Below are 22867 nucleotides of genomic sequence, written 5' to 3'. Positions count from 1 at the left end.
GGATCGGGTAAGCCATCAGACCCAAGAATCTCCCTCCGAATTCCTCCCGACTGAGTCGGGGATACGACAAGGCGCCTCATGGCGCACTGCCAGCGATCCGCGACCTGGACCGCCTGCGGCGCTCCGGCGGTTGCGCCCTCGGCGAAGAACGGCGCGCGGTCACGGCAGACCACCTCGACACCCGGCCGCGCGGACAGCCAGGCCGCCAAGCTCGATGCCTCTCGGTCGGGCAGCAGGTCCACGGGCCGACGGGTCTCGGCGTCGACCAGCACCGTGCCGTAGGCGCGGCCCTTGCGCGTCGCGTACTCGTCAACACCCACCACCCGCGGGCTCGACAGCTCCGGATCGGGGAGCTCCTCGACCAGCCGCAGCACCGTGCTGCGGCTCACCGACACCCCGAAGACCCCAGCCAGCCGGGCACCGGCCCGTCCGGCCATCGCCAGACCGACCGAGGCGAGTACCGCCCGCAGCCGTTCAGTCCACCGGCCGTGGCGCCGGGTCAACCCCGCGATCTGCTCGACGAACGTCCGCCTTCCGCATGACGAGTTGACGCACACGAAGCGGCGTACTCGCAGGCTCAGCCGCACCCGTCTCCCCCCGACCGGCCCATCTACGGGAAACCGGAGGTAGGAGCTGTGGACCCAGGTCGACCAGCTCCCGCATTCCGGGCAGCTGTACCCCGCCGCCGAGGACCTGACCCTCACATTCACCGACTCGATGTCCACGTCGACCGACAGCACCGCGACACCCGCTACCGACGGGAACAGTAGCCCCTCCAACCGGGGCACCTGATCGTCCACGATCCCGCACTGTCAGCCATCACGACCCGGCCACTGGCGAAATTCAGGCAACTTCCCGACGCCAACCCCGGCGCCACATCGTCACTCACCGCTACCGGTCACGGAAGTTGAGCCAGAACCACTGGAAGTGAACGAAGCCAGTCGATCCCAACCGCTGATCGATCCAGGGTGGACGAGGTGCGCGCGTCACGTAAAGAGCACGTGTGGGGTCGGCCTCCGACACCGGCTCGTACCTCAGCGCCGTCTTCCGGCCCGGCTGTCGTGTCTGCGCCGGTCGTCCCGAACCATGCGGTGGCGCGTGCCTCCCGGCTGGCAGAGCGGAGACCCCCCTATAGCCGTCGGCTCCCGCGTCTACGCTCCGCCGCGTCGCCCGCCAGCCAGACCCGGTACGTCCAGCGGACAACGCGGCGTTGTCGCGGTCTAATCTTCAGGGTCCTGCTGCGGGATCGGCGCATCGAAGACGTCGACGACGAATTCCGAGGTGCCGCTGCCCTCGTAGTCAACGTCACGACGGCTGTGGAGCAGCGTGTGGATCCTCACCCACTGGCCCTGGGCGCTCGCCCTGGCTGCCACGCCGAGGGCAGCACGAACGGGTCCCAGCCCGGGATGTGGCTCCTTGCTGGTCCAGGTCTCCAAGAGCGCGACTCCGGAGGGGAGTTCCCACGAGCGTGGCTCGGCGCTGGCCGGCACGGAGGCCTCGTCGTTGCGTAGCTGGATCACCCAATCGACGTCGCCATCACTGTCACGCTCGTTCGACATGCGGATTCCCAGGCCGATCATGTAGGCACCTTGGAGGTAGTCCTCGAGCTCGTCATCGATCCGGCTGAAGCAGACGGCCTCGCGGACGATCTCGATCGGCCCGAAGCCGGTGAAGGCTCCCAGCTCCGGTGGGCACTTCTCCTTGAGGTACCGCTTCGTCGCCATCTGGACGGCCTTGGGGGCGCCGTCCAGCACTGCGTTCAGGGCAGTGTCGTCGCGGTCCGCCAAGTAGGTGTTGAGGGCCCCGACGAGGTCCTCGGTCAGGTGGAGGTCGCCCCCGCCGAGTGTGGTGACCGCCTCCAGGCGATCGTGGGGGTCCTTGTGGAGGGCGAAGACCCGGCTCCGCCCCGGGCTCGTGTGCGCGATGAACGAATTGACCATTGCTCTGTCCTGCCAGACGTCTCTTGAGCGGCGTCACTGCGCACGGTCGTGCATCAGCGTCACCACAGCGATAGGGAGAGTCCGCACAGTGACGTGTCGCTCGGAGTACAGGTCCGCGCGCATGGTCGACCAGGCGGGGCCGTCGGGCCCGGCACTGGAGCCCGAGCCTGCATAGCGATGGCAACCTAACACGGAACCACGGTCCTCCCAAACCTCCGTGGGTGCAGCATCTTTGGGCTCCCTGGATGCACCAGCGGCATCTTGCGACGCAGAGGAGAGTCCGTGTCTTCGCAGTTCATGACCGTCAAGCAGACCGCAGAGCACCTGAACATGTCCGTTCAGTGGGTCTACCGCGAGGCCCCGAAGGCCGGCCTCGTCCCGTACCGATTCGGGCGTGGGCGCAACGCGAAGCTGCAGTTCAAGGTCGCCGACGTCCACGCATGGGTGAAGCAGCAGCGGATGTCCGGCGACTGACACCGGAGGACGCGATGCGTGGGGCCCTGTTCGGCGACGAGCAGGGCCCCACCTGCTTCAGGCCGCGAGCCCGAGGTCAAGGACCTGGGCGGCGCGGCCGATCGAGCCCGGCATCAGGTGCCGGTAGATCTTGAACGTGACGTCGATGCTCTTGTGCCCCATCCACTCCGCGACGTCGGTGATCGGGATGTTGTGGCTGAGGCAGTTCGAGGCGAAGAAGTGCCGGAGGCCGTAGATCGTCATGCCCTCGGGGATGTCGACGTCACCGGCCCGCTTGATCCGGTCCCACTGGTTCTGCAGGTAGTAGGCCGGGTACGGCTTGCTGATGTCCAGCGGGTGGCGAAGCGGATAGCCGTCGATGGTGCCGTGGGTGTCCGCGTACGTCAGCAGGCGGATCCGGGTCCGGGACGGCAGCGGAACGTCCCGGTAGTCGCCCTTCTTTCGGTGCTTGAGCGGCGCGTAGTCCTTGGTCGTCTGGTTGACCTGCTCGGTGACGCGGTAGACGTCGTCGGCCACGATGTTGTTGATGTTGACGGCAAGGGCCTCGCCGTTGCGCAGGCCGCAGCCGCTCATCAGCTCGGCGACCAGGTTGAAGGTCTCGTCGCCGGCTTCGCGTATCCCGCCGAGTTGGGGAAGCGACGGGATGACCGCGCGCTTCGGGTCGTACTGGGGCGGGGTGACGCCGTCGAGCGGGTTCTCCGGGTAGAGGCCGAGGCGGTGGGCGTCGAGCAGGATCGACTTGAGCTTGTCGAAGGCGTTGGCCTGGGTGGCCAGGCCGACGCCGTTGCGCTCCATGGTCCGGATGAACGCGTCGACGACCTTGTGGTCGAAGGTAGCCATCCGACGGCTGTGGAACGCCGGGTAGAGGTGGTGCTGCAGCAGGGAGTCGAGGTGCCTCAGCGATGCCGGGGCGAGCGCGCGCTGGCCGGCCTTCCATTCCTCGACGTACGTGCCGAAGTTCATCGCGCCGTACTTGCGGTTGCGCTCGGCCTTGCTCTGGCTCCAGGGGTCCTCGCGCTTCGCCCGGTAGATCTCGGTGAGCCGGTCGATCGCCTTGTCCTGGGTGGCGAAGCCCGACTCCTCGGTCTGCCTCCCGGCCGCGTTGCGGAAGCGGATCTTGTAGTCGTGCGGGCACTTCGACCACCGCGCCTGCGGGTGCTCGCAGGTCTTGAAGAAGGTGCCCATGCCGCGGGCCAGGGTCCTCGGGGCCATCGTGTGCGGTCTCCATCCCGTCCGATGCTGACGATCTGCTGACCGCAGATGGTCCACCACGCCCCTGACCTGCGAAGAAACGCGGATCACGTGGTATGTGTAATCGACCGGCGGATTCCCTGGCACGGCCCCCTCGCCGGTTGCCGAAGGACGGCCACCACCGGAATGGGGCAGGCCGGAGAAGACGGTCACCATGCCGCCGGTGCCCCCACCGACGATCTTGCTTCAGGCCAGTTATCAGATCCGGGTCGTCCTGCGGAGCGTTCCGAGCCGCCTTCCCCGGCAGAGGCCGCCGACCCGCCCCGACCCGGCGCTAGGGTGACCTCATGGCCGGCGCTCCTACGACAGCAGCACCCTCGGTCGAGGCCCTGGACGCCCTCGTCGAGCGCGCCTGCGAACCGCCGACCGGCATGTCCCGGGCGAAGCAACTGCGCTGGGTCTCCGGCGAACTGCGCACCGCCCTGGAGCGGGGCGCGATCGCGCCCACGGCCGCCGACTCACTCGCCCTGCTCTTCGCGCCGGACACCCTCGCCTCCTATCTCACTGCCGCCGGGCGAGGCCTGCTGCGGCGCAAGCCCGCCGCACGACCGGGCCACGCCTCACCCGCGTCCATGCGCGTCCGGGAGGACTGCCTCCGCATCCTCGGCGCCCGAGCAGGCATCACCGTCACACTCCCGGACCGCGACACGCCGAAGGTCGAGCTCCGGCCCGTGGTCGCCGCCGCAGGTCCGCGAGTGGCTGCGCGCACTACGTCGCCGTCGGCCTGGTGCATGAAGGCGCGCATGGCCCAGGGTTCGCGGCGCCTTGGGGAGGGACTCTGATGCTGGGACGACCTGGCGCCAGTTCCGCACGCAGGCGATCGTCGGTGCGATCGCCTGCGCGGTCGGCTCGCTCTACCTCCTCGTACTCGGCATCAGCATCCACGGTGACTACGCGGACACCCTGTCCGGCTGCATCGCCTCCGGGTGCGCACCCGGGCTCGTGTCGGGCTTCGAGGGCCGCTACGACACCCTCGTCACCATCACCGGCCTGCTCCTGACGGCCGTTCCCGCGCTGCTCGGCGTGTTCTGGGGAGCGCCCCTGATCAGCACCGAACTCGCCGCCGGAACCCATCGGTCGGCCTGGCACCAAAGCGTGACCAGGACCCGCTGGCTGACCGTCAAGCCGGCTGTCGTCGGCCTGGCCTCGGACGATCCCGCCACCCGCGTGATCACTTCCGGGCTTCCGGTCGGGCGGCCGGCATCACCGCCGCCACACCGAATGTGAGCGCGCCCGTCAGTACTGCACAGGCGAGAGTGACGGCCGCCCACTGTCCGATGGAGTCGACCTGGTCGCCGAGCCCGAGCAGCCGCCAGACGGTGTCCCGCAGGGCCAACGAGACCGGCAGCGCCAATGCGCCTGCGGTGGTCGCGATCCGGACGGCCCGTCGGGTCCGCGATACGGGAGGAGGCGCGGCGAGCCGCAGGACGCTGTTGCAGATCATCACGAAGGCGAAGGTGCCGCCCGCAAAGACGGCGGTCTCCATGGCGAACAGCAGTACCCCCGGCCAGCCCTCGCCGGAGGCCAGTCCCGTGGCGACCAGCAGACCGGCTGCGAGAGCGGCCGCCGCCGCGAGCGGGCTGAAGTGCCGGCGCACGAAGCCGAGCACTTCGCCGCGGCCGAGCGGCGCAGCGAATGCACGCCCCGCGCGCGAGCGGGGGGCGGCGAGCAGGTTCACAAAGGGCGCGAGGTCGTCCAGCCAGTCCCCGCCCGCGTCCTCGGCCCCGGGCGCCGGTCTCGGTAGCCGCCGGATCGCCCGGCGGTGCAACAGCAGGCTCTCGGCCATCACCCCGGTGAGCGGCAGCAGGGACGCGATCAGCCAGGGCGTGCCACCGTCCCAGGATGCGCGGTCCGCCCGCGCGGCCACCGCCGCCCAGTCGGTGGCGAGGGTCGCGGCGACGAGCAACGTGCAGACCAGCGAGGCCCTAAGCACCTGCTCGACCCGGTAGCGCGGCAGCGGCCGGTCGCGGCGGCACAGCCGCGCCCGAGCCGCGCCGAGCACGCCGAGGAGGGGGACGAAGAACATGGTGAAGGTCACCACTGCGTCGTACGGATCGTCCTGCCAGGGACTGCCCGCCCGCACCACGCGAACCTGTGTCGTCAGGTAGGCGAACAGGGTGAATGCGGCGGCACCGGCGGCGGACGTCAAGAGCGCCGCGGCCGAAGCAGGTCGGGCTGGGTGCCCGACTTCCAGGTGATCGTGCGTCAAGTTGCTGCTCATGAAGGCGATAGTACACATCACGTAGTACGTGGCACGTAGTTCGTGGCACGTAGTATGGTGCATCGTCAGATCGAGAGGAGCGATATGCAAGCCAACGATGCCCAGACTCTGGTGCTCTGCGCGCTGGCCGACGGACCACTGCACGGGTACGCCATCAACACGGCGATCGAGGAGCTGACCGGGGAACGACTGGGCCCTGGCAGCCTGTACGGGGCGCTGGCCAGGCTGGAGTCGAAGCGGCTGATCGAGCCGCTCGACGGACAGGGCCGCCAGCGCCCGGTGCAACTGACGCCCCTGGGTCGCGAGGTACTGGAACGCGAACTGCGCGCCATGGCCCGGGTCGCGAACGCCGGGTTGCGGCGCCTGGGGGTGAACCCGGCGTGAGCGTCGTCGCCCGTAGCCTGGTCAGGCTCTACCCGGACGCCTTCCGCGAGCGCTGGGGTTCGATGGTGGAGGACGAGGCCCGGGGCGCGGGCTGGAAATCCTGGCCCAACCTGACCGCGGGCATCGTGGACATGTGGCTGCACCCGGCCCTCTGGCCCGCCGACTCCCCGACACAGCGCCATCGGCGGGTGGCCACCATGGGCATCACGGTCGCCCTCGCCGCCTGGTTCCTCAGCCACCTGGCTGCCGAACAAGCAAGCCCCCAGCCCACCGACGGCGTGCGGAACGGGGTCATGCACGGCTGCACCACCCTGCTGCTGCTCGGCATCGCCCTCGTCGCTCCACGGCCCCGGCCCACCCCGAGCGCCGCGCTCACGCTGCTGGGCTGGGCGCTGCGCCGCCTCGCCGTACCGACGGTCCTCGGTGCCGCCGTGGTGGTCCTGGTGCACGGCGGCGTCGATGCGGACGCCTCGCCTCCCACCCTGCGCACCGCCGTGCTCGCCGCCTGGTGGATCGCGCTGGGCCTCGGGGCGATCCAGATCCCCCGCATCTTCACCGGGATCGGCGCGGACGCCGTCGTGCCACCAGGCACCGGCCGACTCCGGGTCGGTGTGTGGACCCTCGCCGCCGCCAGTGCCACCGGCGGCGCAACCATCCTCGGCGTCTCGATCACCGGTGACAGCTTCCAGTTGCTCGGCGCCGGCATCGGCGTGGGCCTGCTGCTGCTGACGGGAGTGTGCGCGGGCACCCTGCGCGACCTGCGCGACCTGCCACTGGCCTCGTAGCTCGCACGGTACTCACCTGACCGGGGCCCGCCTGAACCGGTGAGCCGCCCCAACCCACTTGGACGGTGCTCATGCCCGATCTACTCCGTTCCCTCTACACCCGCCGCCTGCGCCGTGAGGTCATGGCGGGCCCGCTGCCCCGGCACGTCGGGCTGATCATGGACGGCAACCGTCGCTGGGCCCGGCAGATGGGCATGGCCAACCCGAGCCTCGGACACAAGGCGGGCGCCGAACACGTCGAGGAGGTCCTCTCCTGGTGCGAGGCCCTGGGGATCGAGCACATCACCGTCTTCGTCTGCTCGACCGAGAACCTCCAGCGCCGCAACGACGCCGAGGTCGCCTATCTGATGCGGCTGATCGAGCAGGTGGTCACCGACCGCCTCACCCGCCCGGACGGCCACTGGCAGGTCCACCTCGCTGGGATGCCCGACGCCCTGCCCGACAGCACCGCCCGCGCCCTCAAGGAAGCCGTCGAGGCCACCCGCGCCTGCACCACCGGCGCCCACGTCACCCTGGCTGTCGGCTACGGCGGCCGCCAGGAGGTCATCGACGCCATGCGCGACCTGATGTACGTGCGGGCCGATGCGGGCGCGTCACTGACCGAGGTCGCCGACGCCCTGACCGTCGAGGACATCGCCCCGCACCTTTACACCGCCGGCCGGCCCGACCCCGACCTCGTCATCCGCACCAGCGGCGAGCAACGGCTCTCCAACTTCCTGCTCTGGCAGAGCGCCTACTCGGAGCTCTACTTCTGCGAGGCCCACTGGCCCGCCTTCCGCGAGGTCGACTTCCTGCGCGCCGTCCGCAGCTTCGCCGCCCGGCAGCGCCGCTACGGCGGCTGAGCGGACCAGAGCATCCGCTGACCACGTCGGGTCCACACCGAAGTACCGAGGTCTCAGCGCCGCGCTGAAGAGGGCTCAGACGATCGCCCGGCGTCTTCGTCCGACTCGGGTGCCACGCAACTTGGCTGGACCCCGATGAGGGGCATGACGAGTCTGCCCCGCTCGGCGGTTCCGGGCGGGGCAGACTCGGTGGAATCCGTGGGTCAGGCGGCCGGGGTGGCGGTGACGGGCCGGGCGGGCTTGCCCTTGTCGCCGCCGAGGAGGTTGAAGAAGACGGCCAGGGTCGGGGTGAGGTAGAGCAGCCAGACGACCAGCTGCAGCACCGTCGGGTCGGGCTGGAAGTTGAACACGCCCTTCAGCAGGGTGCCGTACCAGCTGTCCTTCGGGATGGTGCTGGAGATGTCGAAGGCCAGGCTGTGCAGGCCGGGCAGCCAGCCGGCCTCCTGCAGGTCGTGCACGCCGTACGCGAGGACGCCGGCCGCGACGACGACCAGCATGGCGCCGGTCCAGGTGAAGAACTTGGCCAGGTTGATCTTCAGCGCGCCGCGGTAGAAGAGCCAGCCGAGCACCACCGAGGTGAGCAGGCCGAGCGCGGCGCCGATCAGCGGGTTCCAGCCGTCACCGGTGGCCTGCACGGCCGACCAGATGAACAGCGCGGTCTCCAGGCCCTCGCGGCCGACGGCCAGGAAGGAGGTGACCACCAGGGCCGTGGTGCCCATCGCGAGCGCCGCGTCCAGCTTGCCGTGCAGCTCGGTCTTCAGGTGCCGGGCGGTGCGCCGCATCCAGAACACCATCCAGGTCACCAGGCCGACCGAGATGACCGACAGCGAGCCGCCGAGCGCCTCCTGGGCCTCGAAGGTGAGCTGCGAGGAGCCGAACTGCAGCACCGCGCCGAACGCCATCGAGAGCACCACGGCCGCGCCGACGCCGAGCCAGACCGGCGGCAGTTTGTCCTTGCGCTCGGTCTTGACCAGGTAGGCGATCAGGATGCAGACGACCAGGCTGGCTTCGAGACCTTCGCGCAGGCCGATCAGGTAGTTGCCGAACACGCGGGCTCCTGGGGGGGTGAGGTGATACGGGCGGGCGCGTCTGCCGACGCGGCGGGGTCGGTTACTTGACGACCACGGCGGCGGCCAGCTTCGACAGCGGCTCGCCCAGCGAGTTGACCGCGTCGGAGAAGGTCTTGCGCTCGGCCTCGGTGACCTTGTCGTAGGAGGTGAAGGTGCCGTCGGCCTGCTTGTACTTGGCGAGCAGGGCGTTGATGGCGGCGAACTCGGAGTCCAGCGTCTTGGCCAGCTCCGGGTCCTTCTCGGAGGCGACCGGCTTCAGCAGCTCGTAGGCCTTCTGCGCACCCTCGACGTTGGCCTGGAAGTCGGCCAGGTCGGTGTGGCTGTAGCGGTCCTCCTCACCGGTGATCTTGTTGGTGGCGACCTCGTCCAGCAGCTCCTTGGCGCCGTTGGCCATGCTGGTCGCGGTGATCTCGGCGGCGGGGATCTTCGCCTGCCAGTCCTTGAGGTCGTTGACCAGCTGGTCGGCGAGCTTCTTCTCGTCGTCGCCGATCCTGGCGTCCGCCCAGAGCGACTTCTCCAGCTTGTGCCAGCCGGTCCACTGCTGGCCCGCCTCGACCTTGTCCTCACGGGTGTCGGTCTTGGGGTCGACGTCGCCGAAGCTCTCGGCGACCGACTCGGTGCGCTCCCAGCCGGTGCGCGAGGCCGCGTACAGCGACTTGGCCTTCTCCAGGTCGCCGGCCTTGATCGCGTCGGCGAAGGCCTGGACGGCCGGGACGGTCGCGTCGGCCTGCTCCTGGGCGTACTTACGGTAGGAGTCGACGGCCGCGGCCAGGCGCGGGTCGGCGGGCGCGGCGCTGCCGCCCTCGCCGGTGACGGTGATCTTCTGGCGAATGCCGTCGCCGACCATGCCGGGCTTGCAGGCGACCTCGTACGAGCCGGCCTTGATCTCGGCGTTGATGCTGGCCTTGGTCCCGGGGCCGATGTTCTCGCGCTCGGTGACGATCTTGTCACCGTCGCCGTAGACGTAGACCTCGGTGGTCTTGGAACCCTTGTTGCTGATGTCCAGCACCACGTGGCCGGCCGGGAAGCTGGTCTTGGAGACCTCGCACGCACTGTCGGTGGCGTTCACCTTGACCGCGTCGGAGGAGCTCGCCTTGTCGTCCTTCTTGGACGAGCAGCCGGCCAGGGTAGCGGTCGCCACGGCGAGGGTGAGCAGCACTGCTGCGGTGGAACGGCGACGGGCGGACATGCGGGCTCCAGGGCAGATGCAACGGGGAAGGCCGGGCGCACGTTCGCACGCACCAGGCAAGGTAAGGCATACCTTAGTTGCCCTCCCGATATTTCGTCTACTTCGATGTCGACAGTCGGGAGGCACCCAGTGCGACGCGCCGTCAGACATCGTGCAAGCAAGGGAGAATGCGGATTCAGTCGATCCGGACATGCGGTGACGGCAATTTGCGCAGAAGCAGGTCGGCTGAGAGACGAGGCATTCAAGACGCTCGGTCCGCAGCGTCATCGGTCAGGCCGCCGGTGACCCCAGGCGATCTCTCTCATCGGCCTCGGGATCGTGCGCGGGGTGGGGGTGGGTGACGGCGGCTCCGATGGCCAGCCATCCGAGCGCGAGGAGCCATCCGGCGAAGACGTCCAGCGGCCAGTGCACGCCGAGATAGATGCGGCTGAGGCCGATCGTGCCCGCGAACAGCACGGCTCCGATGACGGCCGTCCGCGCGAGGGAAGGGCGGGCCCGGGCGACTGCGAGGGCGAGCAGGCCGGCGCAGACGGTGGAGGTGAAGGCGTGCCCGGAGGGAAAGGCGAAGCCGGAGGCTCCGAACGCCCAGTCCGTCTGAGGTGGGCGGGGGCGGCCGAAGGCGTGCATCAGCCCCTGCCGCAACAGCTGCCCCAGCGCCAGCCACGCGGCGGGCGGGAGCAGCGCCCGCGTCACCGTCCAGCGGGACGGCGGCGACCCGGCGGTCCGGACGGCGATGACGCCTGCAGCCAGCGCGAGGAGGTAGGGGAAGACACCCGTGCCGAGGGCGGTGACCACCATCGCCGCCCTTCGGGCGCCGGGTGGCCGGTGTGCGACGCACCAGTCGATGGCGGCCTGCTCGAAGGCGAACGGTCCCCAGCCGTGAGCGGCGACCGCAGCCGCGATCACGGCGGCAGCCGACCAGGTGGCGGCGAGTACGAACGGCCACCGCCGCACCGTCATCCGATCAGCCACCCGCTCAGTCCTCCGGCTCTCGCTCGGGCCACCAGGCGGCGGCCTCGCGCGGCGAGCGTAGCGAGCGCGTGTCCGGCCGCGGCACCGACCACCGCCCCCAGCACGACGTCGTGCGGGTAGTGGACACCGACCAGGACCCGCGAAGCCCCCATCGCGACGGCCAGGACCAGCGCGAGCGCACCGATACGGCGGTCGACGTGCCAGAGCACCGCAGCGCCGGCGAACACGATGACGGTGTGGTTGCTCGGCAACGACCAGTCCCCGGGCCCGGGACAGGCCTCCAACGTGTGGCCCGCGTCGAGGACCTGGCATGGCCGAGGCTCGCGCAGGACTGACTTGAGAAGGGTGTCGGCGGCGAACACGACCGTGACCACGAGCGGGGCGGCCAGTGCCCTTGCCATGGTCGTGCTGTCGGCGGCGCGCCCGCGCCACCAGGCCCATAGCATCAGGACCGCCAGGAGCCCCAGGCCGTAGGCGGAGAACGCGGCGATCGCGTCCTGCACCGGCGTGGGCAGGTGCTGGGCCCAGCGGTCGGCCCACAGGTACAGGCCGCCGTCGAGCGGGCGGCCGTCCACGGCGAGCGACGCCGTCGCCGGCGAGCTCACCGGGCCCGGGCCTGGCGACGGGAGCGCAGGAGCTCCAGCAGGAGCGGCAGCAGCGAGACCACGATGACGACCGCGACGATCGGCAGAAGGTAGTGGTCGACGTTCGGCACTGACGAGCCGAGCGCGTAGCCGCCCAGGACGAGACCGAGAGTCCAGACCAGGCCGCCGACGACCTGCCACACGGTGAAGGTCCGCGCGTTCACACCGAGCGCGCCGGCGAGCGGGTTGAGCACGGTGCGCACCACGGGGACGAACCGGGCGAGGACGACGGCCTTGCCGTGCCCGTAGCGGGTGAGGAGTTCCTCGGCACGCAGGGCGCCCTCGTGCAGGCGCTTGTTGCCCGAGCGGGCGAGCAGGGCCCGCCCGCCGCGCCGTCCGATGAAGAAGCCGGCCTGCGCGCCGGCGAGGGCACCGACGGCGGAGGCGGCCAGGACCTGGGCGAGGTCCAGGTGGGGTCCGCTGTGCGTGCCGGTGGTGCACAGCAGACCGGCGGTGAACAGCAGGGAGTCACCCGGCAGGAAGAAGCCGACCAGCAGGCCGGTCTCGGCGAACAGGACTACGGCGATGCCCAACGCGCCGAACGCGCCGAGCAGCGATCCGGCGTCCAGGGGATTGACGGCCAACAGGATCGATGAGGACGACATCGCGGTAGGGCCTTTCCGGGAGAAGAAGTCGGGGACAGTGCGGTTCAGGCGGCAGCCCGGCGAGGACGCCGTGCAGCGGCGGTCAGCCAGAGAACGGCAGCCAGGATGACGGCGCCCAGCACGAGGCTCACCGGCCCGGTGCCGAGTTCGAGACCGCCACGCTGACGGCTGACCCCGGCCCAGTCGGCGAAGCACGCTCCCAGCGGACGGGTCAGGACGTAGGCCCACCAGAACGCGAGGACGGGCGGCATCCGCAGCAGGCGGTGGCCGAACGCCGGCACGGCGATCAGGACGGCGAACAGCAGCCCGGACGGGAAGTATCCCCAGCCGAGCGTCGCCGCGGTCAGATCTCCGACGGCGGTACCGAGTGCGAAAGTGGCCATGACCGTCGCCCAGTAGAAGACCTCGCGGCGACCGCCGCAGACCGTCTCGACCGCGAGAGTGCCCTCGGTGCGCCGCCACAGCCAGAACACCACCGCCAGGGCGACTGCGAAGGCGAACGCGGACGCCGCGTACGGGACGCCCAGGGCGACGTGCGCGACATCGGCGGCCATGGTTCCGAACACGCTCACCATGACCACGGCGGCCCAGTACACAGCCGGTACGTACCGACGCGTGCGGGCCTGGGCGATGAACGCCGCCGCGAGCAGCAACGCGGCCGAGGCGACGGCCGGAACCGGGCCCAGTACGCGGGCGAGGTAGTCGGAGGTCGTCTCCCCCATCCCCGTCGTGAGGACCTTGACCGCCCAGAACACGGCCGTCACCTGCGGGACCTTGCTCAGTCCCGCGTCGAGGCGGCCGGCCCGTCGGCGGTCCGCACGTGCCATCGTCGTCGTGGCGCCCACAGCTGCGGCACTCCCTTCCCCGGGCGCGGTCAAGGCCGCGCCACTCGATGTCTCAGCCGCCCAGAACCGCGTTGCCGGTGATCGTGCCGTTCGCACCGTCGACCGTCACCAGGTGGCGGACCCCGTCCGGCCCCACGACCACGGCCTGCCAGGCCCGGCCACCACCTTGCTCGGAGACCGCCCGCAGCGACTCGACCTTGCCACCGGCAACACCGGACGAGGCCTTGACCACCGCATCCGCCGCGTCGGTCGACGGCAACGGCGCCGGAGCCGACTGCTCCCCGCGGCCACCCTCGCCGGCCTCCCGACCGTCCCGACCCTTGTGCGAGCCGTGACCCTCGTGGCCGTCCTCGGCAGCCGCCGTGCGGTCGTGCCCCTCACCCTCGTGGTGCACCGCAACGGCGGCCACACCACCGCCGGCCACCACCACGGCAGTGGCCCCGGCCACCAGCCACCGTGCCCGGCGGCGGCCGCCCAGCCACGTCCGCCCGCGCTTCACCAGACCCGAGCTCGCCGAGCCCGTCTCCTCCGGCGACTGCGGACCTTCCATGGACTCGCTCACTGCGCCCACCCCGATCGTGTGGCACGGTCCGAGCCCTCTGCCCGGACGTTACGGCCAGCATGGCGAGGCGATGCTGAAGATGCGCTGAAGACCTGAAGGCACCTTCAGCATCCCGGCCCCGGGACCTGCCACCCTGGGGCTATGCGTCTACTCGTGGTGGAGGACGAACGTCGGCTCGCCCAGACCCTACAGCTCGGGCTGACCGCCGAGGGATTCACCGTCGACATCGCTCACGACGGTCTCTCCGGCCTGGCCCGAGCCACCGATCACGCCTACGACGTGATCGTGCTGGACATCATGCTGCCCGGCCTCAACGGCTACCGCGTGTGCTCACGCCTGCGGGCTGCCGGCAGCGACGCCGGCATCCTGATGCTGACCGCCAAGGACGGCGAATGGGACGAGGCCGAGGCCCTGGACACCGGCGCCGACGACTACCTGTCCAAGCCGTTCTCGTTCGTCGTCCTCGTCGCCCGCCTCAAGGCCCTCGCCCGGCGCATCGGCAGCCGTGCTCCCAGGCGCACCGTCCTCGGTGACCTGGTCATCGACTCCGCCGCCCGCGCGAGTTCGCCGTGCTCGACCACTTGGCACGCCGCGCCGGCGAAGCCGTATCCAAGCGGGAGATCCTCGACCAGGTCTGGGACAGCGGGCCGAACAGCGACCCCAACACCGTCGAGGTCCATATCAGTGCCCTCCGGCGCAAGATCGACGCCCCGTACGGCCGCGCAGCCGTCCAGACCGTCCGCGGCGCCGGCTACCGACTGGCGGCCGACGGTGGCTGACCAGGCACACCCCGCCCGATCTCGCGGCGTACGTCGACGGGCCGCCACCGTAGTGCAGCGGCTCACCCGACATCCCCGAATCGCCCCCCTGTTGGAGCGCCTCACACCACGGTCCGTGCGTGCCCGTACCACCCTGGCGGCCTGCATGAGCGTCGCGATCGTCCTTCTCGCCGCCTCCGCCGCCGTGCTCCTGCTGCTGCACGCCAACCTGGAGCGCACCATCGAGACCGGCGCTCGCGAACAGGCCCAGGCCGTCGCCCGGCTCGCCGCTGACGGCCGCCTGCCCCCACAACTGCCGCTGGACCACGGCACCGACTTCATCCAGGTCACGGACAGCAGCGGCAAGGTCGTCGCCGCCAGCCAGAATCTCATCGGCCGACCGCCCCTCACCCCCAGCACCGCCAAGGACGGCCACGACACGTACGACCTCGACATCCTCGGCGACGAACACCACCAACGCGTCACCACCCTCACCGCCGACACACCCACTGGCCTGGTCACCATCCGGGTCGGCGCATCCCTGCACACCGCCGACACCGCCGAAGACCTCACCACCGCCGCCCTCGTCGGCCTCAGCGCCGTCCTGCTGCCCACCGTCGGCGTGCTCACCTGGCGTGCCACCGGCCGGGCGCTGCGCCCAGTCGAGGCCATCCGCACCGAAGTCGCCGCCATCGGGGACCGCGACCTCGATCGACGTGTCCCCGAACCGGGCAGCGACGACGAGATCGCGCGCCTCGCCGACACCATGAACGCCATGCTCGACCGCCTGGAGGCTGCCGGGATCCGCCAGCGCCGTTTCATCGCCGACGCCTCCCACGAACTGCGCAGCCCCCTCACCGTCCTGCGCACCCAGCTCGAGATCGCCCTCACCTACCCCCACCCGGACGTGCGCACCGACCTCGTCGCCGGAGCCCTCCAGGACACCGAACGTCTGCAGACACTGGCCAACGACCTGCTGCTCCTCGCCCGGCTCGACACGACGGGCCATGACCGGCCCGACGACGCGGTCGACCTGACGGAACTCGTCCGCACGAGCGCAGACTCCGGCGTACCCCAGCCCCACCCGGTCGCACTCCACACACCCGAGGAGATCACCGTCACCGGCAACCCGCTGTGGCTCGGACGGCTGTTGACCAACCTGCTCGACAACGCCCAGCGGCACGCCCGCCGCCGGGTCACCGTGCGGCTGTCCACCGACAGCATGACCGGCGACGCCGTCCTCGACGTCTCCAACGACGGCCCCCTCGTGGATCCCGCCGACCGGGAGAGGATCTTCGAACGCTTCACCCGCCTCGACCACGCCCGCAGCCGCGACGACGGCGGCACCGGACTGGGACTCTCCATCGCCCGTGACATCGCTGCCATCCACGGCGGTACGCTCACCGTCGAGGACACCCCCGACGGCACCACCTTCCGCACACGCCTTCCTCTCGCACAGGCCTGACGGCACCGGGCTGCCCCCATTGTTCGGTCGCGATCGGATGCCGCACCGTCGAAGCATGCGCGCGGAAGGGGTCCGTTTCACGACGGAGTCACCGACCCTGTGCACCTGGGCAGGCGTCCCAGGGAGGCATGCCGATCGTCTCCGGTCGACGGGACACATCTCTCCGATTGCGTCCTGTGACGCGCCCGGCTCCCCATTGGACGTACTACCGCGGTACCGGCTCGACCTGGAGGTTCCGTCCCGGGTGCCACGGTCTGCCGCGGTGCTGCGGCTACCGTGAATGGCAGGACGGCTGGCCGGCTACCCGGTCGACCGCCCACCGAGGACCGGCCGGACCTTCCGGGATCCTGCGGCCGTCCATGCGTGCGACCGGCACATCGTGCCGACGGCAGAAGGAGGGTGACATGGACACCACATCCTTTCCCGCTGCGAACGGCCGCGGGCTCGCCCGGGCCGTCCGGACACCCGCCCACACGGCCACGCCCGCCCCGTGGGCGACACGCGGCACCTCACCGATCCTCAGCACGCCGGGTTCGAGGCCGAGGGCCCCCTGGACCCATTCGGCACCTCCGCCGGCCCGGTGCTCAAGCCCGTGCCCGTCATCGGCCGGAGCCTCGGCCCCGTGGCTGGCTCCTTCGACCTTCACGCCGCGGTGACCGGGTCGCGGATCGCTCCACGAACGGAACGGCCACCCCTCCCAGGACTGCCCCAGGCCGCACCCGAGGGCCCCTCGACCCCGGACCGACGGGCCCCGCCGCTCAGGCGCCCTCCCACGGGGCCACCACTCAACCGAGAGACACGAGGAGGGTGTTGAGAGGTTCCGCCTCACAGGGCGGCAGATGCCGCCACGCGCACCCGGTCGTCAGCACGTAGACGACCGCGGCGAACACCGCCTCGTCGTCCAGGTTCGCCGTCCCGCCGCCCTGCGGCCGAACCCGCTCCGCCGGCAACAACGGCTCCACCACATCCCACAGACCATCAGGAACGATCCATCCCCACCCACTACTCCCCATGACCGATCCAATGACCCGCTGACCACATGGGACACAGGATTAGTAGATCTGCCTGACCATTGCGCGAGTCGTTTCTCGCGCCGGCAGCATCCCTTCGCGGGATCCCGGAGGAGGAAGGGATGTGGCCGATGGAAGCGCAGCCGGCAGCGCGGGGGCCGAGAGATGGGCACTGAGCCAGCTGAGGGACGGGGGTAGCAGGCGCACCCAGGTGGTGAAGTTGTGTCCCCCGGCGTCGACGGTCGCCTGGGAGACGGTCATCGGGGGGCGCGCGGCGGCCGCGAACGCATGCGAATCGGCGTAGGTGCTGCCATCCTCCTTGCTGTCCGCGAGCAGGACTGAGACCTTGGGCGCGGGCAGGTGCGCGAGACGCCAGTTGAGGTCGGCCTGCTCTCGGCGCTGCTGGCTGCCTGCGAACAGGTCGCCGGTGGTGAAGTCCTCGGCCGCCCTGAAGTAGCCGGACAGCGACACGGCGGCAGCGAATACGTCGGGATGTTCCATGGTGAGCTTGAGTGCGCAGTACCCGCCGGTGGAGTCGCCCATGACCCCGAGGCTGCCGTTGCCGGTAAGGATCCGGTAAGAGGCTCTGATGTCCCGGGGGACGTCCGTGGTGAAGTACGTCTGTGACTGCGGGCCCCCGGGGATGTCCTCGCACTCGCTGTCCTGGGGCATCGAAGGCGAAGGGCGCATCAGCACCTGCACGGTGGGCTGCATGGCCCCGCTCCTGATCAGCTGGAGCTCGGTGGCCGGGTAGCGAAGCTTGGTTATCAGATTCTTCGCATCACCAGGGAAACCCGTCATGACGACAACAGCGGGGAAGTGCTGGTCCTTGAACGGCTCCCGGAAGTACTGCGGCGGAAGGTAGACATACCCGTCGGTGGACAGCCCCGTGGTCCCGCCCGGAATCCGCACCCGGTCGAGTCTGCCGACCTGCGCCGGGTCCTGGCCCAGACCTCCGGTGGCGGGTACCTGCTCGTGTCCCAGCAGCTGTACACCGGCCGCCGCGGCACCGGCCCCGGTGCTGGGGGACGGGCCGGCACCCTGGATCGTGGCCGGTTGGCGGTTGTGGCCCAGGAGGTCACCCCAGCTGCTGTAGAACACGAAGTAGTCGTTCGCCAGCAGTGCGAGCGTGCACACGAGTATGACCTGGGTGGACACGATGGTGGCGAGCCGGCCGAACAGGGCGGGCCAGCTGCGGTACGCCAGCCGTGGCCAGATCCAGAGTGTTCCGAGCACCGAGAGCACCGCCAGCACGACGCAGAGTGCCAGGAGCTTGTGGCTGGTCAGTCCCATGGGTCGCGTCACCACCGTTCGGGGCCTCTCCTCCAGTCTGCCCGCTGGGCGTCGGCCCTCCACCCGGTGCCGTCCTCCGCCGGGCACCGAGCCCGGCCGAGCGATGCCGCCCAGGAGGCGGCAGGAGTAACCGGCGCGTCGTGTCAGGCGGGCAGGAGCAGCGTGAAAACGGTCGGCGACGTGGCGGTGACGCGAAGGCGGCCGCCTGCGGATTCGGCGAGATCGCGGGCTAAGGCCAGACCGATGCCCTGGCCGCCTCCGGTGGTGGTGCCCCGGTCGAATGCCGTGCGGGCGTCGAGAGCGAGGTGTCCTTCATCGGCGACATCGACCGCAATGGCGCCGCCGACCTCCCGCAGGATGACGTCGACGGCGCCGCGGCCGTGCTGGCGGGCGTTGTCGAGGAGGATGTCGAGAATCTGCGCGACGGTCGGACCCGGGAGTGCCGTTTCCCCCGCCCCCGGGGCCGTGGTCACACTCAGGAGGCGCCCCTGCCCAGCGAGAACGCCGTGCCAGCGGTCTTCAAGGGCGGCCAAGAGGTCGGCTGCCGGCTGCATGGCGGGCGGTGTGCCGGCAGGGTCCGGTTTCGCCAGGCGCAGGACTTCCTCGACAGTGCTCTGAAGATGCCGGGATCGCTCCAGGGCCTGAAGTACGGCCGCGCTCGCCGGGACCGGGCAGTCGGTACCCACGCTCACCCCGCACCCGTCCGGGCACGGGTGCGCCGGGATGGACCTACCCTGCCCAGGCCCCGGCTGAGCTCCTCAGCCCGAAGGCCGAGCCTGCGGCGCTTCCCGCCGGTCAGCCCGCGGGAAGCGACACCACGAACCTCGCGCCCTCCGACGAGGGCGCGAGGATGATGTCGCCGCCGGCGGAGCGGGCGAGGCGGCGAGCCAGCGGGAGACCCAGACCGGCGCCGTCGTGGCCGTCGCCGGGGTGGGCACGGCGACCCGCCTCGAACACGGCCTCGCCCACGTTCTCGGGAACGCCGCAGCCGTCATCGACCACCGTCACCAGGACCCGGCCCGGTTCCCGCCCGCACTCCACGGTGATCCGGCCCACCGCATAGCGGCGGGCGTTGTCGAGCAGCGGCACCAGAATGCGCTCCATCAGCACGGTGGAGACGCCGACGGTCACGTCGTCGCCGACCACGGTGACGGACGGGGACTCGGGGTGTTCCTGGGAGCTGCGCTCGGACAGTGCGCGGGCCACGTCGGCCACAGCACTCCGGCCGGGTACCTGGTGGTCGCGGGTGCGGGCTTCGGAGAGCAGCGTCTCGCAGATCTGCTGCATCCGGGCCGCGGCGGTGGCGATGGCCTCGTGGGAGGTGCGCTGGTCGTCGGCGTCGCGGGGCCGTGCGGTGAGCCAGTCGGTCTCCGCGGTGATCCTGGCGAGGGGGGTGCGCAGCTCGTGGGACAGCTCGGCGGTGAGCTGTTGTTCGTGGCGCAGCATGGCGGCTTGCCGGTCGAGGAGCTGGTTGAGGTTGCCGGCGAGCCCGGAGAGTTCGGCGAGGTGGCTTTCGGCGCCGAACCTGTGGGCGGTGCCGTGCTCACTCCACTCGGCGGCCCGTGTGCTCATCTCGCTCACCGGCCGCAGGGCCCGGCCGACAACGGTGCGGGTGAGAAGGTAGACGCCGGTGAGCAGGAGCGCGCACAGGCCGATGGAACCGGCCAGGACGGAGCGGGCGGTGTACCGGTAGGCGTCCAGACCGACGGAGGCGACGACCGTGCCGACCTGCCTGTCTCCTGCCGTGATCGGCAGGGCGTACAGGCGGAAGGCGTGGGGCTCGGAGGTGTCGGTGGAGGATTCCCCGCCCCCGGCGAGCTGGTCCGCGCGGTCCTGGAGTGCGCTCGATGCGCTGGGGCGCTGGATGGCGGTGGTGCCCTGGTAGATCCAGATTCCGACGTCGAGGGCCGTGTCGTCGGCCGGCTCGTGCTCGATGATCCGTCCGTCCGGTTGGGCCTCCATGGTGGCGGCCACCGCTGCCGCCCGGGTGCGCACCAGGTCGTCGGCCTGCTGGCGCAGGCGCGAGCCGAGTTCCACGTTGAAGACGGCGGTCAGCGCGGCGACCCAGATCGCGGTGGTGGCCAGCGCGAGCAGGGCGAGGCGGCCGCGCAGTGTGGCGGGGGGCCTTCCGATCCTCATGCGAGGCGGCACCCCACACCGCGCACTGTCAGGATGGTCCGTTCGCTGCCTGCCTCCCGCAGCTTGCGCCGCAGCCGCAACAGGTACTGGTCGAGGGTGTTGTCGCTGACCTGGGCGCCCTCGGGCCAACCTGCACGCAGGAGTGCGCGGCGACGGACGACTGCGCCGGGGGTGGCCATCAGGCAGGCCAGGAGGCGGAACTCGGTCGGGGTGAGCGGTACCGGCTCGGCGGCCGCGGCGCGCAGTGCGTGCGTCACGGGATCCAGGCCCAGGTCCTCGACTTCTACTACGGGTTCGCGCCCGTTGCGCCGGATCGCCGCGCGAACCCGGGCGGCGAGCTCGGCCATGTGGAAGGGCTTGGCGAGGTAGTCGTCCCCGCCGGCCGAGAAGCCCGAGAGGCGGTCGGGCAGCGCGTCGTGGGCGGTGAGGAAGAGCACGGGTGCGTCGAAGCCGGCGGCACGCATGGCGTGGCAGACGTCGCGGCCGTCGGAGTCGGGCAGGCCGATGTCGAGAACGACGGCGTCCACGCGGTCGTGGACCGCGCGCAGCGCGCCCGCGCCGTCGGCGGCGGTGAGCACCTCGAAGTGCTCCTCGCGCAGGCCTCGGGCCACGACGTCGCGAAGTCCATGATCGTCCTCGACGACCAGCACCCGGAAGGAAGTCATGCGAGCCAGTATTTCCCGGCAGGTGAGAGTCCTCGAAACGCTGCTCAGGTTGCGTTCAGGTTCGGCGTGCGAGCCTCGCCCTCATGGCTACCAATACGGAACGGCGCTCGGCCACGCCTGACGTCCAAGGGCTGCTGAACAAGGTGCCCGAGGTCACGGTGTGGTTCTGGGTCATCAAGATCCTCTGCACGACGGTGGGCGAGAGCTTCGCCGACTGGATCAACATGACCCTGGGTGTCGGTCTGGTCAACACCTCAGTGATCTTCACGGTCGTGCTGGCGGTCGTGCTGGTCTGGCAGCTGCGCACCCGCCGGTACGTCCCGTTCGTGTACTGGCTCACGGTGGTGGTGCTGAGCGTGACCGGCACCCTGTACACGGACATCCTCACCGACAGCCAGGGCGTTCCCCTTGTGGTGAGCAGCAGCGTATTCGCCGTCGTCCTGGCCGCCGTGTTCGGAGTCTGGTTCGCGCGGGAGCGGACCCTGTCGATCCACACGATCGTCACGCGGCCGCGTGAGCTGTTCTACTGGCTCGCGGTGCTGGTCACCTTTGCGCTCGGCACCGCGACCGGCGACTGGACGCTGGAGCTGACCGGCTGGGCTCCGGGGGTCTCGGTGCTCCTGCCGCTCGGGTTGATCGCGGCTATCGTGCTCGGGTGGCGCCTGGGTGCCAGCGCGGTGCTCTCGTTCTGGCTGGCCTACATCCTCACCCGCCCGCTGGGCGCGAACCTCGGTGACTGGTTCGCCTCGCCCAGCGGCGACGGCGGCCTGGGCCTGGGGACCGCGGTGACCAGTGTGGTCTTCCTGGGGGCGATCCTCGCGACGGTCCTCTACCTCACCCGCAGCCGCCGTGACGTGATCGCGGCCGACGGCCAGGCCCCGGAGGCGGTTGCGGCGAATCCGGCGCGTGAGCGGATCATGCTCGGTTACTACGCTGTCGTGGCCCTTGCCACTGCGGCGCTTCTGATCTGGGCGCACCAGCAGCCGCACGCCGCTGCGGCCAGTGAGGAGGGTGACACCTCGGGATCGGCGGCGGCGCCTCTGACTCCGGAACAGGCGACCTCGTCGTTCCCGCCGGTGGAGGTCGCGAGGTTCCGCACCATCACCACGGACACCCTGGCGAAGCTGAATGCAGGCGACCAGGCGGGTGCGACAGCCCGGATCGCCGACCTGGAGAAGGCCTGGGACGACGACCAGCCCGCCCTGGAGGCGAAGAACCAGCAGGCCTGGACCTTCCTGGACGGCCAGATCGACCAGGTCCTCAAGGCCCTGCGCGCCTCCAAGCCCGACAAGGCCACCGAGGCCGGCGCGCTCAACGCGCTGCTCGCTTCGCTCGGTTCGACGGCCCAGCCGTCGTCCGCGGCTGCGGCCGGCCCGGCCGGCTCCCCGGCACCTGAGGCTGCGTCCGCCCGTTCCGCTCCGAAGCAGGCGACGTCGTCGTTCCCGCCCGGGGAGGTCGCGAAGTTCCGCACCATCACCACGGACACCCTGGCAAAGCTGAATGCAGGCGACCAGGCGGGTGCGACAGCCCGGATCGCCGACCTGGAGAAGGCCTGGGACGACGACCAGCCCGCCCTGCAGCCCAAGAACCAGCAGGCCTGGACCCTCATCGACGGCCAGATCGACCAGGTCCTCAAGGCCCTGCGCGCCTCCAAGCCCGACAAGGCCACCGAGGTCAAGGCACTCGACACGCTTCTCGGGACCCTCGGCTGAGCAGCCTCTGACACTGGCCTGGCACATTCCCTGAGCACGCT

General features: G+C 70.6%; 24 protein-coding genes and 1 pseudogene. 9 read left to right on the top strand and 16 right to left on the bottom strand.

The features are described from left to right. Both ACGF0D_RS38910 and ACGF0D_RS38905 read right to left on the bottom strand, forming a co-directional pair. The coding region (locus tag ACGF0D_RS38910) for an ISL3 family transposase (RefSeq protein WP_392924740.1) at window positions 1-800 on the bottom strand (800 nt) is incomplete at its 3' end. 420 nt (window positions 801-1220) lie between these two features. Beyond that, window positions 1221-1940 carry a hypothetical protein gene (locus tag ACGF0D_RS38905; protein WP_392924738.1) on the bottom strand — a complete coding sequence of 240 codons (720 nt, stop codon included), beginning with the start codon at window positions 1938-1940 and terminating at the stop codon, window positions 1221-1223. A 282-nt stretch (window positions 1941-2222) separates the two neighbouring features. On the opposite strand from ACGF0D_RS38905, the gene ACGF0D_RS38900 reads away from it, so the two are divergent. Beyond that, entirely contained in the window at window positions 2223-2414 is a 192-nt protein-coding gene (locus ACGF0D_RS38900) for a helix-turn-helix domain-containing protein (protein ID WP_392924736.1), read from the top strand. A gap of 57 nt (window positions 2415-2471) precedes the next feature. Here the strand turns inward: ACGF0D_RS38900 and ACGF0D_RS38895 are convergent, their stop codons facing one another. Then, window positions 2472-3626, bottom strand: coding sequence for a tyrosine-type recombinase/integrase (locus ACGF0D_RS38895; RefSeq protein WP_392924734.1), 1155 nt, complete (start codon window positions 3624-3626; stop codon window positions 2472-2474). Between the two features lie 326 nt (window positions 3627-3952). Here ACGF0D_RS38895 and ACGF0D_RS38890 point away from each other — a divergent pair, with 326 nt between their 5' ends. Beyond that, on the top strand, window positions 3953-4447 hold the full coding sequence (locus ACGF0D_RS38890) for a hypothetical protein (RefSeq protein WP_392924731.1): 495 nt from the start codon (window positions 3953-3955) through the stop codon (window positions 4445-4447). Further along, window positions 4431-4892, top strand: coding sequence for a hypothetical protein (locus tag ACGF0D_RS38885; RefSeq protein ID WP_392924728.1), 462 nt, complete (start codon window positions 4431-4433; stop codon window positions 4890-4892). The genes ACGF0D_RS38890 and ACGF0D_RS38885 overlap by 17 nt, the downstream gene beginning before the upstream one ends. Here ACGF0D_RS38885 and ACGF0D_RS38880 read toward each other — a convergent pair. Further along, window positions 4837-5886 (bottom strand): hypothetical protein, encoded by a 1050-nt coding sequence (locus ACGF0D_RS38880; protein ID WP_392924725.1) that lies wholly within the window; start codon window positions 5884-5886, stop codon window positions 4837-4839. The two genes, ACGF0D_RS38885 and ACGF0D_RS38880, sit on opposite strands and share 56 nt — an antisense overlap. Before the next feature lie 84 nt (window positions 5887-5970). On the opposite strand from ACGF0D_RS38880, the gene ACGF0D_RS38875 reads away from it, so the two are divergent. From ACGF0D_RS38875 to uppS, 3 genes are all read left to right on the top strand, one after another. Then, window positions 5971-6270 carry a PadR family transcriptional regulator gene (locus ACGF0D_RS38875; protein ID WP_031071696.1) on the top strand — a complete coding sequence of 100 codons (300 nt, stop codon included), beginning with the start codon at window positions 5971-5973 and terminating at the stop codon, window positions 6268-6270. Continuing rightward, on the top strand, window positions 6267-7055 hold the full coding sequence (locus tag ACGF0D_RS38870; RefSeq protein WP_392924723.1) for a hypothetical protein: 789 nt from the start codon (window positions 6267-6269) through the stop codon (window positions 7053-7055). Before ACGF0D_RS38875 ends, ACGF0D_RS38870 begins: the two co-directional genes overlap by 4 nt. 71 nt (window positions 7056-7126) lie before the next feature. Next, window positions 7127-7897, top strand: coding sequence for a polyprenyl diphosphate synthase (gene uppS / locus ACGF0D_RS38865; RefSeq protein ID WP_392924720.1), 771 nt, complete (start codon window positions 7127-7129; stop codon window positions 7895-7897). 203 nt (window positions 7898-8100) lie between these two features. Here the strand turns inward: uppS and efeU are convergent, their stop codons facing one another. From efeU to ACGF0D_RS38830, 7 genes are all read right to left on the bottom strand, one after another. Continuing rightward, window positions 8101-8946 (bottom strand): iron uptake transporter permease EfeU, encoded by an 846-nt coding sequence (gene efeU / locus ACGF0D_RS38860; RefSeq protein WP_392924718.1) that lies wholly within the window; start codon window positions 8944-8946, stop codon window positions 8101-8103. A gap of 61 nt (window positions 8947-9007) precedes the next feature. After that, entirely contained in the window at window positions 9008-10156 is a 1149-nt protein-coding gene (gene efeO, locus ACGF0D_RS38855) for an iron uptake system protein EfeO (protein WP_392924715.1), read from the bottom strand. A 270-nt stretch (window positions 10157-10426) separates the two neighbouring features. Beyond that, window positions 10427-11128: a phosphatase PAP2 family protein gene (locus ACGF0D_RS38850; RefSeq protein ID WP_392924712.1), complete on the bottom strand. Its 702-nt coding sequence runs from the start codon at window positions 11126-11128 to the stop codon at window positions 10427-10429. After that, window positions 11113-11733: a phosphatase PAP2 family protein gene (locus ACGF0D_RS38845; protein ID WP_392924711.1), complete on the bottom strand. Its 621-nt coding sequence runs from the start codon at window positions 11731-11733 to the stop codon at window positions 11113-11115. Before ACGF0D_RS38845 ends, ACGF0D_RS38850 begins: the two co-directional genes overlap by 16 nt. After that, window positions 11730-12377, bottom strand: a complete 648-nt coding sequence (locus ACGF0D_RS38840) for a DedA family protein (protein WP_392924708.1) — start codon at window positions 12375-12377, stop codon at window positions 11730-11732. The genes ACGF0D_RS38845 and ACGF0D_RS38840 overlap by 4 nt, the downstream gene beginning before the upstream one ends. A gap of 44 nt (window positions 12378-12421) precedes the next feature. Beyond that, the gene (locus tag ACGF0D_RS38835) at window positions 12422-13204 is read right to left on the bottom strand and encodes a hypothetical protein (RefSeq protein ID WP_392924744.1); all 783 of its coding nucleotides are present in this window, start codon (window positions 13202-13204) and stop codon (window positions 12422-12424) included. A 70-nt stretch (window positions 13205-13274) separates the two neighbouring features. Then, complete coding sequence (locus tag ACGF0D_RS38830; RefSeq protein WP_392924706.1) at window positions 13275-13784, bottom strand: hypothetical protein; 510 nt, start codon at window positions 13782-13784, stop codon at window positions 13275-13277. Window positions 13785-13925: 141 nt separating this feature from the next. On the opposite strand from ACGF0D_RS38830, the pseudogene ACGF0D_RS38825 reads away from it, so the two are divergent. Continuing rightward, window positions 13926-14563: pseudogene (locus tag ACGF0D_RS38825) on the top strand (response regulator transcription factor). Window positions 14564-14708: 145 nt separating this feature from the next. Beyond that, window positions 14709-16007 carry a sensor histidine kinase gene (locus ACGF0D_RS38820; RefSeq protein ID WP_392924742.1) on the top strand — a complete coding sequence of 433 codons (1299 nt, stop codon included), beginning with the start codon at window positions 14709-14711 and terminating at the stop codon, window positions 16005-16007. Between the two features lie 785 nt (window positions 16008-16792). Here the strand turns inward: ACGF0D_RS38820 and ACGF0D_RS38815 are convergent. From ACGF0D_RS38815 to ACGF0D_RS38795, 5 genes are all read right to left on the bottom strand, one after another. Next, window positions 16793-17020, bottom strand: coding sequence for a transposase (locus tag ACGF0D_RS38815; RefSeq protein ID WP_392924703.1), 228 nt, complete (start codon window positions 17018-17020; stop codon window positions 16793-16795). A 39-nt stretch (window positions 17021-17059) separates the two neighbouring features. Then, entirely contained in the window at window positions 17060-18310 is a 1251-nt protein-coding gene (locus ACGF0D_RS38810) for an alpha/beta hydrolase (protein ID WP_392924701.1), read from the bottom strand. 143 nt (window positions 18311-18453) lie between these two features. Beyond that, entirely contained in the window at window positions 18454-19002 is a 549-nt protein-coding gene (locus ACGF0D_RS38805) for an ATP-binding protein (RefSeq protein ID WP_392924699.1), read from the bottom strand. A gap of 103 nt (window positions 19003-19105) precedes the next feature. Beyond that, window positions 19106-20449 carry an ATP-binding protein gene (locus ACGF0D_RS38800; protein WP_392924696.1) on the bottom strand — a complete coding sequence of 448 codons (1344 nt, stop codon included), beginning with the start codon at window positions 20447-20449 and terminating at the stop codon, window positions 19106-19108. After that, window positions 20446-21114 carry a response regulator transcription factor gene (locus ACGF0D_RS38795; RefSeq protein ID WP_392924694.1) on the bottom strand — a complete coding sequence of 223 codons (669 nt, stop codon included), beginning with the start codon at window positions 21112-21114 and terminating at the stop codon, window positions 20446-20448. The genes ACGF0D_RS38800 and ACGF0D_RS38795 overlap by 4 nt, the downstream gene beginning before the upstream one ends. Window positions 21115-21197: 83 nt before the next feature. Between ACGF0D_RS38795 and ACGF0D_RS38790 the strand changes: the two genes are divergently transcribed. Next, window positions 21198-22826, top strand: a complete 1629-nt coding sequence (locus ACGF0D_RS38790; protein WP_392924692.1) for a hypothetical protein — start codon at window positions 21198-21200, stop codon at window positions 22824-22826. Window positions 22827-22867 lie beyond the last annotated feature (41 nt).

Origin of the sequence: Kitasatospora sp. NPDC048298 (assembly GCF_043201465.1) — a bacterium.
Taxonomy (GTDB): Bacteria; Actinomycetota; Actinomycetes; order Streptomycetales; family Streptomycetaceae; genus Kitasatospora.
This window is presented reverse-complemented; position numbering and strand designations above follow the sequence as displayed.

Coding starts and splice junctions, on each gene's coding strand:
- ACGF0D_RS38905 (WP_392924738.1), bottom strand. CDS start 1,940: ATGGTCAATTCGTTCATCGCGCACACGAGCCCGGGGCGGAGCCGGGTC.
- ACGF0D_RS38895 (WP_392924734.1), bottom strand. CDS start 3,626: ATGGCCCCGAGGACCCTGGCCCGCGGCATGGGCACCTTCTTCAAGACC.
- ACGF0D_RS38890 (WP_392924731.1), top strand. CDS start 3,953: ATGGCCGGCGCTCCTACGACAGCAGCACCCTCGGTCGAGGCCCTGGAC.
- ACGF0D_RS38880 (WP_392924725.1), bottom strand. CDS start 5,886: ATGAGCAGCAACTTGACGCACGATCACCTGGAAGTCGGGCACCCAGCC.
- ACGF0D_RS38875 (WP_031071696.1), top strand. CDS start 5,971: ATGCAAGCCAACGATGCCCAGACTCTGGTGCTCTGCGCGCTGGCCGAC.
- uppS (WP_392924720.1), top strand. CDS start 7,127: ATGCCCGATCTACTCCGTTCCCTCTACACCCGCCGCCTGCGCCGTGAG.
- efeO (WP_392924715.1), bottom strand. CDS start 10,156: ATGTCCGCCCGTCGCCGTTCCACCGCAGCAGTGCTGCTCACCCTCGCC.
- ACGF0D_RS38840 (WP_392924708.1), bottom strand. CDS start 12,377: ATGTCGTCCTCATCGATCCTGTTGGCCGTCAATCCCCTGGACGCCGGA.
- ACGF0D_RS38835 (WP_392924744.1), bottom strand. CDS start 13,204: ATGGCACGTGCGGACCGCCGACGGGCCGGCCGCCTCGACGCGGGACTG.
- ACGF0D_RS38820 (WP_392924742.1), top strand. CDS start 14,709: ATGAGCGTCGCGATCGTCCTTCTCGCCGCCTCCGCCGCCGTGCTCCTG.
- ACGF0D_RS38815 (WP_392924703.1), bottom strand. CDS start 17,020: ATGGGGAGTAGTGGGTGGGGATGGATCGTTCCTGATGGTCTGTGGGAT.
- ACGF0D_RS38810 (WP_392924701.1), bottom strand. CDS start 18,310: ATGGGACTGACCAGCCACAAGCTCCTGGCACTCTGCGTCGTGCTGGCG.
- ACGF0D_RS38800 (WP_392924696.1), bottom strand. CDS start 20,449: ATGAGGATCGGAAGGCCCCCCGCCACACTGCGCGGCCGCCTCGCCCTG.
- ACGF0D_RS38795 (WP_392924694.1), bottom strand. CDS start 21,114: ATGACTTCCTTCCGGGTGCTGGTCGTCGAGGACGATCATGGACTTCGC.
- ACGF0D_RS38790 (WP_392924692.1), top strand. CDS start 21,198: ATGGCTACCAATACGGAACGGCGCTCGGCCACGCCTGACGTCCAAGGG.